The sequence below is a fragment of the Duganella sp. OV510 genome (assembly GCF_900100205.1).
Lineage (GTDB): Bacteria > Pseudomonadota > Gammaproteobacteria > Burkholderiales > Burkholderiaceae_D > Rugamonas.
The window spans coordinates 392,356-404,430 of sequence record NZ_FNEQ01000005.1 but is presented as its reverse complement, the minus strand read 5'-3'; the positions used below and the strand labels follow the sequence as shown (position 1 = coordinate 404,430).

Here is a 12,075-nt window from a genome sequence, read left to right as displayed (position 1 = left end):
GTGTACGTTTGGCAGAACTGACCCCGGGTTTTAGCGGAAGCCGTCGGCGGTGATGTCGATTTCGGTGACGTCGCCGTATTGCTTGGCGATGGCGCGGATGGTGTCGGCTTTGCCGATCAGCACGGTTTGCAGGTGCTGGCGCGGGAAGTGTTTGTCGACCAGCGCTTTGGCCTTCTCCGGCGTCAGGCTGTCTACCGATTTGGTGAAGTTGTCGATCTGTTCGCGCCCGACCTGGTTGGCGTACATCTCGCCCAGCAGGCCGGCCAGCTGTTCGCTGGTTTCGTAGCGCGGCGGGAACTGGCCTTTGACGTAGGCCTTTGCCGATTCCAAAGTGGCCTTGTCGATGCCCTGGTCCCACAGCCGCTGGTAGGTCTTGTGCGCCAGCGCCAGCGCCGCTTCGGTCTTCGGCAGCGCGGTGAAGCTGCTGATGGCGAAGGTGCCGGTCTGCGATAAGGTGCTGAAGCTGCTGTTGGCGCCGTACGTCAGGCCGGAGTTCACCCGCAGCTCGTCATTCAGCCACGAGGTGAAGCGGCCGCCCAGCACTGTGTTGATCACTTGCAGCGGCACGTAGTCCGGGTCGTTGCGGGCGATACCAGCGCCGCCAATCAGGAAGGTGGTTTCGATCGCGTCCGGTTTGTTGACCAGCAGGACGCGCGCCTTGTCGGCGCTGACCTTGCCATTGTCCTGCAATGCCAGCGCCGGGCCGCTGGCTTTCCAGGCGCCGAACAGCGCTTCGATCTGCTGGCGCATCGCGCTTTTCTGGAAGTCGCCAACGACGATGATGGCGGCGTTGTCCGGCCGGTAGTATTGCTGGTAGTAGCGCCGCACGTCGCCCTGTTTCAGCGCGCCGAGGCTGCTGACGGTGCCGCTGGCGGGAATGCCATACGGGCTGTCGCCGAACAGCATGGCGCGGTAGTAGGTCTGCACCACGTTGCGCGGCGCTTCCTTGGCTTGCTTGATGCCGCTGATCTTGCGCTCGCGCAGCTTGCCCAGCTCGGCGTCGTTGAAGCTTGGCTGCTGGACGATTTCTGCAAACAGCGGCAGCAATGCGGCCGTGTCGGCCTTGGCGAAGTTGGCTTGCACGGTGCTGGCTTCGGTGCCTGCGCCGCCGGCCAGCCGGGCGCCACGGTAGTCGAAGGCCTGGTCGATGGCGGCCTTGTCGTGCGCGGTGGTGCCAAGCAGCAGCGCGTCGCCGGTCAGGTTGGACAGGCCGGCTTGTTGGTCGTCGTTGACGGCGCCGGCCTTGATCACGGCACGCACCGAGATCAGCGGCACTTCGTGGCGTTCCATCAGGTACACGGTCAGGCCGTTCTGCAAGGTGATGGTGTCGAACGCAGGCAGGCGGAATTCGGCGGCCTGCGCCGGACCGGCAGCGCACAACGCGCTGGCCAGCGCGGCAGCAACGATGGCAACGGCAGGGCGGCCGGCAGTTTGGATGATAAGCGTCATGTGATCAGTCCTCCTTCGCGGCCAGCACGCCAACCGTGCGCTGCGATTTCTTCAGGTATTTGGCGGCGACGTTCTGGATGTCGGCCGGCGTCAGTTTTTCATAGGCGGCAGGGGCGTCGAACATTTTCTGGTAGCCGCCGAAGAATACTTCGTACAAGCCCAGCTGGTGCGCCTTGCCGTTGATGGTTTCCTGCTCGCGGTACAGGTTGACCAGCTTCTGGTTCTTGACCTTTTGCAGTTCCTCGTTGCTGATACCATCCTTGACCAGCTTGTCCACTTCGGCCAGCAGCGCCTTTTCCAGCAGCGCCGGATCAATCTTGGCGGCCGCCACCGCACTCAGCGACAGCAGGCCCGGATCGAAGCCGCGCATGCCGCTGGCATTCACCTGCGTCGCCAGCTGGTTTTCCACCAGCGCCTTGTACAGGCGCGAAGTTTTGCCATCGGCCATCAGGCTTTGTAGCACGTCCAGCGCGTAGTAGTCGGGATTGTTGGCTTGCGGGATCTTGTAGGCGATGATCAGATTCGGCGAGGTGGCCGATTCCTTGGTGACGAACACGCGTTTTTCGCCGGTCTGCGGCGGTTCGACGGTGCGCACCGCCGGCGGCAGCGCGCGTTTCGGAATGGCGCCGAAATACTTGGTGGCCAGTTTCTTCACCTCGTCGGCCTTGACGTCGCCGACCACCACCGCCACTGCGTTGTTCGGCGCGTAGTAGGTGCGGAAGTAGCTTTCCAGGTCTTGCTGGGTCCAGGCCTTGATGTCCGATTCGTGGCCGATCACCGACCATTGATACGGGTGGGCGGTGAACGCCACGCTGGTGACTTCTTCCCACAGCACGCGGAAATTCGAGTTCTCGCGACCAGTGCTGCGCTCCGATAGCACCACGCCACGCTCGCTGGCGACCATCTTCGGATCGATGTTCAGGTGGGCGATGCGGTCGCTTTCCAGCGTGAAGATGGTTTCCAGCGACGAGGCCGGGAACCAGTCCTGATACACGGTCAGGTCGTTGGACGTATAGGCATTGTTGGAGCCGCCCTTGGCTTCCATGGTGCGGTCGAACATTTTCGGACCGAAGTTTTTCGAGCCGTTGAACATCATGTGTTCAAAGAAGTGCGACAGGCCGGTGATGCCGGGCGCCTCATTGCGCGAGCCGACCTTCCAGAAGGTGTACATATTGGCGTTGGGGATGCTGTGCGATTCCAGCACGATGAATTTCATGCCGTTGGACAGCGTGAAGGTCTGCACCTGATCGGCGCTGACTGCCGCTTGCGCGGTAGCGGCGGCCAGGCCCAGCACAACGCTGGCGGCCAGAACTTTCCATTTCATGAGCGCTCCTTTGAAGATAAGCGCAAAGCATACAACTTTTCGACAAGTATTTGCGAATGGCAAGGTTAGCGGCTAGCATGGTGACAACTACAACCAGGAGCAATACCAATGGAAAAACCAATGAACTGGGTCGAGCATGAACTGAGCATGACCGTGTTGATGACCCCGGATATGGCGAATTTCTCAGGCAATGTCCACGGCGGCACCATCCTGAAATACCTCGATAGCGTCGCCTATGCCTGCGCCAGCCGTTATTCCGGCAGCTATGTGGTCACGCTGTCGGTCGACCAGGTGATGTTCTTGCAGCCGATTCACGTCGGCGAACTGGTGACGTTCCTGGCGTCGATCAACTACACCGGCAACACCTCGATGGAAGTCGGCATCCGCGTGGTGACCGAGAACATCCAGCAGCGCCTGGTGCGTCACGCCAACAGCTGCTATTTCACCATGGTGGCGGTGGACAAGGATCGCAAGCCGGTCAAGGTGCCTGCGCTGGTAGCGGAAACCGAGGAGCAGAAGCAGCGCTGGGAACAGGCGCTGCTGCGCAAGCAGGCGCGCCAGATGGTGCACGGGAACCGCAAGCAATGAAACACCTCGCGCTTGCTGTCATGCTGGCCAGCGCCGGGGCGCTGGCCGTGGCCGCGCCACCAGGCGGGCGCGAGATTATCGGCGATGTCAGCCGCATCGTCGCGCCGAACGGCGTGCAGGAGACGTTCAAGCTGCGCGTTGGCGGCATCGACCAGTGGATCTACACGCGCGGGCAGGACCGCAGCAATCCCGTGCTGCTGTTTATTCACGGCGGGCCGGCTTCACCCAGTGCGCCGACCATGTGGATGTACCAGCGTCCGCTGGAAGAATATTTCACCGTGGTCAACTATGACCAGCGCGGCGCCGGCCGCAGCTATCTGGCGAACGATGCCGACGCGGTACGGCCGACCTTGCGCATCGGCCAGTTTGTCGACGATGCGGTGGAGATCGCGCAGGCGATGTCCAAACGCTATGGCAAGCGCAAGGTGATCCTGGTCGGCCATAGCTGGGGCACGGTGGTGGGCATGCGTGCGGTGCTGGCGCATCCGGAATTGTTCCATGCGTATGTCGGCATCGGCCAGGTGATCAGCATGCTGGATAACGAGAAGGTCAGCTTCGACTTTGCCCTGGCGCAGGCGCGCAAGGAAAATAACCAGAAGGCCATCCAGGAGCTGGAGTCGATCGCGCCGTATCCGGGCAATACGCCGATTACCCGCGAGCGCATCGTCAAGGAGCGCACCTGGGCGCAGCACTATGGCGGACTGGCGGCGTATCGCGGCGATTTCGCTTACTACTTCAACGCACCGCTACTGTCGCCGGAGTACGACGATGCCGCCGTCAAGGCGATCGACCAGGGCAGCCTGCTGACGCTGGAACGCGTGCTGAAGGAGTGGCTGGAAGTGGACTTCAAGCCGGTCACGCAGTTCCCGGTGCCGGTGGTGATGTTCATGGGACGGCACGATTACACGACGCCGTCCCAGCCCACCGATGCCTGGCTGGCAAAGGTGAGCGCGCCCTACAAAAAGGCAGTGTGGTTCGAGCACTCAGCGCATCTGGTGCAGTTTGAGGAACCGGGCAAGATGCTGGTGAGCCTGCTTGAATATGTGCGCCCCCTGTCCAGGGAAGCGCCGCCTGCTACCGCTACTTGCTGCGGCGAGTGAAGAACACCAGGCCCGCCGCCACCACCGACGTTGCCGCCAGTGCGTACAGGCCGCCCTGGATCGAGCCGGTCTTCTGCTCCAGGTAGCCGAAGGTGGCGGGCGCCACGAAGCCGCCCAGGTTGCCCAGCGAGTTAATCAGTGCGATCACGGCCGCCGCGATGCGGCTGTCCAGGTAGCCTTGCGGGATCGGCCAGAACAGCGACGATGCCGCCTTGAAGCCGATACCGGCAAAGCAGATTGCCACAAACGCGAACACCGGGCCGCCGGTGGTGGAGGCGAACATGCCGCACGCCGCCACCAGCAATGCCACCGCCACCCATGCCTGCTGATGGCGATACTTCTGCGCCAGCGTGGCAAACATATACATGGCTGCAATCGAGATCATCCACGGAATCGAGTTGAACAGCCCGACCTGGAATTCCGTGAACTGGCCCATCTTCTTGATGATGCTGGGCAGCCAGAACGTGGCGCCGTAGATGGTCAGCTGGATCGCGAAGTAAATGAAGCAGAACAAGGCGATGCGCGAGTCTTTCAGCAGCGTGAACATGCTGGCGTGCGCCGGCTTTTTGGCATCGCGCTCCTTCTTCTCGGCCGCGATCACGGTGGCCAGCGCTTGGCGTTCCTCATTGCTCAGCCACTTGGCATCTTCTACCTTCGAGTCGAGGAAGAACCACACCACGAAGCACAGCGCCACCGAGGCCAGGCCTTCGATCATGAACATCCACTGCCAGCCATGGAAGCCGCCGCCGTCGATCGACAGCAGCGCGCCGGACAGCGGGCCGGACATCACCGACGCCAGCGCCGAGCCGCTGAGGAAGATGGCCATGGCCTTGCCGCGCTCTCGGTTCGGCAGCCATTGCGTGAAGTAGTAAACCACGCCAGGGAAGAAGCCTGCTTCGGCCACGCCCAGCAGGAAACGCATCACGTAGAACGACATCTCGCCCTGCACGAAGGCCATGCCGGTGGCGACCACGCCCCAGCTGGCCATGATGCGGGTCAGCCAGGCCTTGGCGCCGAAGCGCTGTTGCAGGATGTTGGACGGCACCTCGAACAGCGCGTAGGCGAGAAAGAACACGCCGGCGCCGAAGCCGAACGCCGCGGCGCCGATGCCGAGGTCTTTTTCCAGATGCGAACGGACAAAGCCGATGTTGACGCGGTCAATGTAATTGGCAATAAACATCACCACGAACAGTGGCAGGATGCGCCACTTGACCTTGCTGACGGCCGTGTCGAGGACGGATGGGGCGGCGCCGGCGTCGCCGCCCGCTGTGGTGCTTGCTGTGGTATTCATCGTGGTCTCCTGCTATTTCTTGTTGTTGTTAGCGCACCATGCAAGGCATCTTGTTATTGAACTTCCAGCCGGGTATCAGGAACTGCATGGCCACCGCGTCGTCGCGCGCGCCCAGTCCCATGTTGTTGTACAGGTGGTGGGCTGCTTCGACGGCGTCCATGTCCAGCTCCACGCCCAGACCCGGCGCGGTCGGCACCTGCACCATGCCGCCCTTGATCTGCAGCGGGTTGCTGGTCAGGTACTGGCCGTCCTGCCAGATCCAGTGGGTGTCGATGGCGGTGATGTTGCCCGGCGCCGCGGCGGCCACGTGGGTGAACATGGCCAACGAGACGTCGAAGTGGTTGTTCGAGTGCGAGCCCCAGGTCAGGCCCCATTCGTGGCACATCTGCGCCACGCGCACCGAGCCTTGCATGGTCCAGAAGTGCGGATCGGCCAGCGGGATGTCGACCGATTGCAGCTGGATCGCGTGACGCATTTCACGCCAGTCGGTGGCGACCATATTGGTGGCGGTCAGCAGGCCGGTGGCGCGGCGGAATTCGGCCATCACTTCGCGGCCCGAATAACCGTTCTCGGCGCCGCACGGGTCTTCGGCGTAGGCCAGCACATCGCCCTTGTCGCGGCACAGGCGGATCGCGTCTTTCAGCAGCCAGCCGCCGTTCGGGTCCAGCGTGACGCGCGCTTGCGGGAAGCGCTCGTGGATGGCGGTGACCGCTTCGATTTCTTCTTCGCCCCGGAACACGCCGCCTTTCAGCTTGAAGTCGTTGAAGCCATAGCGTTCATAGGCGGCTTCGGCCAGGCGCACCACGGCTTCCGGCGTCACGGCTTGCTCGGTGCGGATGCGGGTCCAGTTGTCGCTGGCATCGTCCGGCACGCCGGCATACGGCAGGTCGGTGACGTTGCGGTCGCCGATGTAGAACAGATAGCCGAGCATTTCCACTTCCTTGCGCTGCTGGCCTTCGCCGAGCAGCGCGGCCACCGGCACGCCGAGGAATTTGCCGACCAGGTCGAGCAGCGCAGCTTCCAGCGCGGTGATGGCGTGGATGGCGATGCGCAGGTCGAAGGTTTGCAGGCCCCGGCCGCCGGAATCACGGTCGGCAAACGCGGCGCGGGCGGCGTTGAGCAGGGCGTTGTAGTTGCCGATCGGCTGGTCCAGCAGCAGCGGGCGGGCGTCTTCCAGCGTCTGGCGGATTTTCTCGCCCCCTGGCACTTCGCCGACACCGGTATTGCCTGCGCTGTCTTTCAGGATCACCAGGTTGCGGGTGAAGTAGGGACCGTGGGCGCCGCTGAGGTTCAGCAGCATGCTGTCGCGGCCGGCGACGGGGATCACGCGAACGTCAACGATGCGTGGCGTGTTGGAAAGGGCTTGGGTCATGGTGTCTCCTGATAAATGATTGCGCTTTCATTTGCATGGTAGTCCTGAAAAGCAGCAATATCAAGAGAAATCCTGTTTTGTAAATGATAGAAAATGATGTGTGATATCATCATTGCACATCAACGTTTATCATCATTGCCATGGAAAAGACCCAGATCCGCAGCTTGCGCACCGCCGATGGCGAGTTGCCCGTCAGCGGCGCCACGCTGGCCGATGTCGCCAAGGTGGCAGGCGTGTCGCCGATCACCGTGTCGCGCGCGCTGAACCAGCCGCAACTGGTGCGCCCGAATACCGTGGCCAAGGTGCAGGCGGCGGTGGCGCAGACCGGCTACGTCAAAAACATGATGGCGGGTGCGCTGGCGTCGGCACGCAGCAAGCTGGTGTCGCTGGTGCTGCCGACCATTTCGACGCCGATCTTCGCCGACATGGTGCAGGCGGCCAGCGACCAGCTGACGGCGGCCGGGTATCAGGTGATGCTGGGGCTGTCCAGCTACGAGGCATGGCGCGAGGAACTGCTGGTCGAGACGATTCTCAGCCGCCGTCCAGACGGCGTCATCCTGACCGGCTCGCTGCATACCGATAGCACGCGGCGGCGCTTGCAGGCGGCACAGGTGCCGGTGGTGGAGACCTGGGATTTGACGCCGTCACCGGTGGACATGATGGTTGGTTTCTCGCATGAGGACGTGGGCCATGCGATCGCCCAGCACCTGCTGCAGCGCGGCTACCGGCGTATCGCCATCCTGGCGGTGCAGGACCCGCGTGCGGCGCGCCGCAACCAGGGCTTGCAGGCCGGGCTGGCCAAGCACGGCGTTGAAGTGGCGGCGTTGCAGGTGATGCCGCTGCCATCGACCTTCGCGCTGGGGCGTCAGGGCCTGGCGGCGTTGCTGGCTGGCCAGCCGGACATTGACGCCGTGGTGTGCAGCTCGGACACGCTGGCGCATGGCGTGCTGACCGAGGCCATCGAACGTGGCCTGCAAGTGCCGCAGCAACTGGCGGTGGTCGGCTTCGGCGACCTGAATTTTGCCGCGCATACTTATCCGCCGCTATCGACTGTGCGCGTGGATGGGGCTAATATCGGACGTATGGCAGCGCAAGCGATATTGGACCGGCTGGAAGGCAAGGCGGTGGCCAGCCTGACCGACACCGGTTTCCAGTTCGTGCAGCGCGGCAGCACATAAGGGAGGCCAGCATGGAAATGAAACGCATCAACGCGGGCAAGCTGCGGGCCATCGGTTACGATCCGCGCGACAAGCTGCTGCGGGTCGAATTCGACGACGGCAGCGCCATCGATTATTCCGGCGTCGGCAATGAGGTGTGGCGCAAGTTGTCGACCTCGGGCGCGGCATGGAGCTATTACCGCGACAATATCGAAGAGGAATACACCGGCCGCCGTGGCGTGGTGCGCAAGCCGACCACCCGCGCCGACCTCGAAGACCTGTTCAAGTCGCCCGGCGAGTAAAGCTGCTTAGCAGTACCGCCATGCCGATCAGCAGGACGCCAGCGAGCAGCGGGGCGCGTGCGTCCCAGCCGGTCAGCGCACCGGCGGCTGCGGTGCCGGCCGAGCCGGCGGTGATTTTCAGCGCCGCCACCCACAGGAAAATCTGGCCGCGTGCTTGGGGCGGTGCGTATTCGGTGCGTGCCGCCAGCGTGGCGGCGAAAAAGAATGCGTTCAGCGTGCCGGCAATCCAGAACATTGCCACCATCGTGCGCCAGCCGGGACTCAGCAGGATGCCGCACAGGCCGAGCATCGCGCAGCCGGCCAGCACGGTCATCAGCCGGTCGGGGCTGCCGCGCAGCGGGCGCAGCATGATGCCGATCGAGCCGCTCAGATTGCCGATGCCATAGGCTGCCGTCATGGCTGCCGCGCTGGCGACCGGGATGCCGAGCGTGACGGTCATTTGCACGGCGGTGATCGGCAGGGCGGCCATGCTGAAGGCGACCAGCACGGTCATATACAAGGTGCGGCGCAGTTGTGCATCGCGGCCAATCAGGGCGATGGTGCGCAGCGCTCCTGGCACTTGCTGCGGGTTGCCGCCGTGCGCGGGCGCGGCATATGGCAGGCGCATCACCAGCCATGCGGCCAGGAAGGTGGCGATGGCCAGGCAGTACGCGGCCAGCGCTGGTGTTGCCCAGGCCGAGACGGCGGCGACGATGGAAGGGCCGACGGTGCCGCCAATGCCGTAGGTGGCGACGTCCCAGCCTTGGGCGCGGCGCAGCGTTTGCTGATGGGTGCCGGCGATGGCAGGCAGGCGGGTGCTGATGCCGCCGGTCAGTAGCGGGCCGCACAGGCCGGCCAGGGCCAGCAGCAATCCGGTGAGCGCCAGCGGCACTTGGCCGTAGCTGGCGATGGCCACTGCCAGCGCGACGGCGTACAGCACGCAGGCGGTGGCGATGACTTTGCCGCCGTCGTCGGCAAGGTCGATGCGGCGCGCGACGAAGGGGCCGAGCAGATGCGGCGCTGTCAGGCAGGCGCCCAGCAAGCCGGCCGTGCCACCGCCATCGCCGCGCGTGGTTGCCAACAGCACCACCGCAACCACCGCACCGCCATCAGCCATCCGCGCCAATGACGCCGCCGCCACATAGCGCGCCAGCCCACTCCGCGCCGCCTGGCTGGGCGCAGCCGGCGCTGGCGAGCACGGCGCGGTGCTTGTCATGCCAGGTCCAGCGTGTCGATCAGGCTGGCGAGGTATTCGCGGTCGGCACCGCTGATGGCTTGCAGTGGCAGGGGCAGGCAAGGTTGCTGCGCCAGGCCCATCAGCCCGGCGGCGGCAGCGATCACGCGCAGGCTGCCGTTATATTTGCCAAACAGTTCCCATAACGGTTGCAGCCGCGCCGACAGTGCTGCCGCCCTGGTCGCATCGCCGGCTTGCGCCGCACGCGTGATCGCCAGCGCCGTCTGCGGGAAAATGCCGCCAATGACCGAGTACCACACCTCGCAGCCCGCGCTCAATCCGGTGGATGCATACTTGTCGCCGCTGACGCCGATGCTGACCGACGCCGGCACCATCGCCCGCAAACGCGCCACCCGTTCGGCCGCCGCCAGCGGATCGGCCGGCACGCCTGGAATCTTGATCGACGCAATATGCGGCAACTGGGCAATGCGCCCATGCAGCTCATCGCTGAAATCAAAGCGCGTGGTGCCTGGATTGTCATACACGCACACCGGCACCGACACCGCCCGCGACACCGCTGCAAACAGGCCGCACACCTCGTCCGCATTCAGCGCGTGATAGGCCATCGGCGCCAACAGCAGCGCGCTGGCGCCGGCCCGCTGCGCATCCTCCGCCAGCAACAGCACATCGCGGGTGCGCAAGGCGCCGATGCCGGCCATCACCGGCACGCCATCCGCATGCTCGACCGCCAGCCGCGTCACCCGCGCGCGCTCCTCGCGGCCCAGATAGGCATACACCCCGGTCGAGCCAAGCGCACCGATGGAATCCACCCCGGCCGCTGCCAGCCGCCGCACCAGCCCGCCGTAATCCGCCTCCTGCACGCTGGTTTCGTTCAGGGGAGTAATGGGAAACGCGCTAAGGCCAGTAAACATGGAAGCTCCAGACGATCAGTTAAAATGTCTGGTACATACTAAATTATGTCCTAGGACAAAGTCAAATGATCTCTGGAAGCACCGCCATCGACATCGCCGACAGCATCCGCGCCCTGGTGCAGGACGGCCACTACCAGCCTGGCGACGCCTTGCCGCCCGTGCGTGAACTGGCCGAGACGCTGGGCGTCAACCGCAATACCGTGGCCGCCGCCTATCAACGCCTGACCAAGGCCGGCATCGCCGTCTCCCAGGGCCGCCTGGGCACCACCATCCGCATGCCGCAGCGCGCCGGCGAGCAGGAAGGGCTCAGCGCCGACACCCCGCTGGCCGACGTCGCCCACGGCAATCCGAATGCCGACTGGCTGCCCGATATCGCCCCGCTGCTGGCCGGCCGCCCGCTGAAGCGCTACGTCTACGGCGAAGACACCATTCTGCCCGAGCTGCGCGACTGGGCGCACGCCTGGTTCACGCCCGACTGCCCGGCCAAATGGGAACTGGAACTGACCAACGGCGCGGTCGACGCCATCGAGCGGCTGGCGGTGGCGCAGCTGGTGCCCGGCGACAAGGTGGCGGTGGAAGATCCGGCTTTCCTCGGCACCATCAACGCGCTGCGCCTGAGTGGCATGCAGGCGGTCGGTGTGCCGATCGATGATGAAGGCATGCAGCCGCAGGCGCTGGCGCGCGCGCTGGAAGACGGCGCGCGTGCCGTGCTGCTGACGCCACGCTCGAACAATCCGACCGGTTGCAGCCTCAGCAAGCGTCGCGCCGACGAGCTGAAGCGCGTGCTGGCGGTCCACCCGAATGTACTGGTCATTGTCGACGACCACTTCGCGCTGCTGGCCGATACGCCGTACCACAACGTCATTCCCGCCGCCACCGCGCGCTGGGCGCTGGTGCGGTCGGTGTCGAAAGCGCTGGGGCCGGACCTGCGGCTGGCTTTCGTCGCCTGTGATGCCGACACCGCCGCCCGCCTGCGCACCCGGCTGGCGCCCGGCATGACCTGGGTCAGCCGTATCCTGCAGGCGATGGTGGCTGCCTGCCTGGCGTCGGAGCCGGTGCACCGGCAGGTCGAGGCCGCCCGGATTGCCTACGCCGCCCGGCGCGACGCGCTGCATCAGGCGCTGCGCGCACAAGGCATTGTCCTGCCGCGTCCATCCGGCGGCCTCAACGTGTGGATTCCCGTGACGCGCGATGCCCGCGACGTCGCTTACGCGATGGCAAAGAAAGGCTGGCTGGTGCGGCTCGGCAGCGCCTACGATGTGCAGGCACAGTCGCAGGCGATCCGCATTACTATTTCTCATCTGGAAGAGACGCAGGCGCGGCAGCTGGCGCTGGACCTCAAGTCATGTTTGTAATATTTATGTTTTCTAACGTGCGGCGTTCATGCACGCCGCAAAATGTGGTTTA

At 64.4% G+C, this 12,075-nt stretch carries 11 protein-coding genes; 5 read left to right on the top strand and 6 right to left on the bottom strand.

The window, feature by feature from the left end; translation table 11 throughout:
- Positions 1 to 30: 30 nt before the first annotated feature.
- Positions 31 to 1,449, bottom strand: a complete 1,419-nt coding sequence (locus tag BLS51_RS16315; protein WP_090183650.1) for a M16 family metallopeptidase — start codon at positions 1,447 to 1,449, stop codon at positions 31 to 33.
- A gap of 4 nt (positions 1,450 to 1,453) precedes the next feature.
- Entirely contained in the window at positions 1,454 to 2,773 is a 1,320-nt protein-coding gene (locus BLS51_RS16310) for a M16 family metallopeptidase (protein WP_090183654.1), read from the bottom strand.
- Positions 2,774 to 2,893: 120 nt separating this feature from the next.
- Here BLS51_RS16310 and BLS51_RS16305 point away from each other — a divergent pair, with 120 nt between their 5' ends.
- Together BLS51_RS16305 and BLS51_RS16300 are read left to right on the top strand one after the other, a co-directional pair.
- Positions 2,894 to 3,361, top strand: coding sequence for an acyl-CoA thioesterase (locus tag BLS51_RS16305; RefSeq protein ID WP_090183657.1), 468 nt, complete (start codon positions 2,894 to 2,896; stop codon positions 3,359 to 3,361).
- Entirely contained in the window at positions 3,358 to 4,461 is a 1,104-nt protein-coding gene (locus BLS51_RS16300; RefSeq protein WP_090183659.1) for an alpha/beta hydrolase, read from the top strand. Before BLS51_RS16305 ends, BLS51_RS16300 begins: the two co-directional genes overlap by 4 nt.
- Here the strand turns inward: BLS51_RS16300 and BLS51_RS16295 are convergent.
- Together BLS51_RS16295 and gudD are read right to left on the bottom strand one after the other, a co-directional pair.
- On the bottom strand, positions 4,442 to 5,752 hold the full coding sequence (locus tag BLS51_RS16295) for an MFS transporter (protein WP_090183661.1): 1,311 nt from the start codon (positions 5,750 to 5,752) through the stop codon (positions 4,442 to 4,444). The two genes, BLS51_RS16300 and BLS51_RS16295, sit on opposite strands and share 20 nt — an antisense overlap.
- A gap of 28 nt (positions 5,753 to 5,780) precedes the next feature.
- A complete protein-coding gene (gene gudD, locus BLS51_RS16290; protein ID WP_090183664.1) occupies positions 5,781 to 7,124 on the bottom strand; it encodes a glucarate dehydratase in 1,344 nt (447 codons plus the stop codon).
- A 140-nt stretch (positions 7,125 to 7,264) separates the two neighbouring features.
- On the opposite strand from gudD, the gene BLS51_RS16285 reads away from it, so the two are divergent.
- Together BLS51_RS16285 and BLS51_RS16280 are read left to right on the top strand one after the other, a co-directional pair.
- The gene (locus BLS51_RS16285) at positions 7,265 to 8,302 is read left to right on the top strand and encodes a LacI family DNA-binding transcriptional regulator (protein ID WP_090183666.1); all 1,038 of its coding nucleotides are present in this window, start codon (positions 7,265 to 7,267) and stop codon (positions 8,300 to 8,302) included.
- Positions 8,303 to 8,313: 11 nt separating this feature from the next.
- Positions 8,314 to 8,583, top strand: coding sequence for a KTSC domain-containing protein (locus tag BLS51_RS16280; RefSeq protein WP_090183668.1), 270 nt, complete (start codon positions 8,314 to 8,316; stop codon positions 8,581 to 8,583).
- Here the strand turns inward: BLS51_RS16280 and BLS51_RS16275 are convergent.
- Positions 8,564 to 9,778 carry an MFS transporter gene (locus BLS51_RS16275; RefSeq protein ID WP_090183671.1) on the bottom strand — a complete coding sequence of 405 codons (1,215 nt, stop codon included), beginning with the start codon at positions 9,776 to 9,778 and terminating at the stop codon, positions 8,564 to 8,566. The two genes, BLS51_RS16280 and BLS51_RS16275, sit on opposite strands and share 20 nt — an antisense overlap.
- Positions 9,775 to 10,668 (bottom strand): dihydrodipicolinate synthase family protein, encoded by an 894-nt coding sequence (locus tag BLS51_RS16270; protein ID WP_090183674.1) that lies wholly within the window; start codon positions 10,666 to 10,668, stop codon positions 9,775 to 9,777. The genes BLS51_RS16275 and BLS51_RS16270 overlap by 4 nt, the downstream gene beginning before the upstream one ends.
- Positions 10,669 to 10,733: 65 nt before the next feature.
- Here BLS51_RS16270 and ptsJ point away from each other — a divergent pair, with 65 nt between their 5' ends.
- Complete coding sequence (gene ptsJ, locus BLS51_RS16265) at positions 10,734 to 12,023, top strand: MocR-like B6 salvage transcription factor PtsJ (protein ID WP_090183676.1); 1,290 nt, start codon at positions 10,734 to 10,736, stop codon at positions 12,021 to 12,023.
- The last annotated feature ends 52 nt before the right edge of the window (positions 12,024 to 12,075 follow it).

What these genes read in the sequence shown, in the direction of transcription:
- BLS51_RS16315 (WP_090183650.1), bottom strand. Translation starts at nt 1,449, where the DNA reads ATGACGCTTATCATCCAAACTGCCGGCCGCCCTGCCGTTGCCATCGTT.
- BLS51_RS16310 (WP_090183654.1), bottom strand. Translation starts at nt 2,773, where the DNA reads ATGAAATGGAAAGTTCTGGCCGCCAGCGTTGTGCTGGGCCTGGCCGCC.
- BLS51_RS16305 (WP_090183657.1), top strand. Translation starts at nt 2,894, where the DNA reads ATGAACTGGGTCGAGCATGAACTGAGCATGACCGTGTTGATGACCCCG.
- BLS51_RS16300 (WP_090183659.1), top strand. Translation starts at nt 3,358, where the DNA reads ATGAAACACCTCGCGCTTGCTGTCATGCTGGCCAGCGCCGGGGCGCTG.
- BLS51_RS16295 (WP_090183661.1), bottom strand. Translation starts at nt 5,752, where the DNA reads ATGAATACCACAGCAAGCACCACAGCGGGCGGCGACGCCGGCGCCGCC.
- gudD (WP_090183664.1), bottom strand. Translation starts at nt 7,124, where the DNA reads ATGACCCAAGCCCTTTCCAACACGCCACGCATCGTTGACGTTCGCGTG.
- BLS51_RS16285 (WP_090183666.1), top strand. Translation starts at nt 7,265, where the DNA reads ATGGAAAAGACCCAGATCCGCAGCTTGCGCACCGCCGATGGCGAGTTG.
- BLS51_RS16280 (WP_090183668.1), top strand. Translation starts at nt 8,314, where the DNA reads ATGGAAATGAAACGCATCAACGCGGGCAAGCTGCGGGCCATCGGTTAC.
- BLS51_RS16275 (WP_090183671.1), bottom strand. Translation starts at nt 9,778, where the DNA reads ATGACAAGCACCGCGCCGTGCTCGCCAGCGCCGGCTGCGCCCAGCCAG.
- BLS51_RS16270 (WP_090183674.1), bottom strand. Translation starts at nt 10,668, where the DNA reads ATGTTTACTGGCCTTAGCGCGTTTCCCATTACTCCCCTGAACGAAACC.
- ptsJ (WP_090183676.1), top strand. Translation starts at nt 10,734, where the DNA reads ATGATCTCTGGAAGCACCGCCATCGACATCGCCGACAGCATCCGCGCC.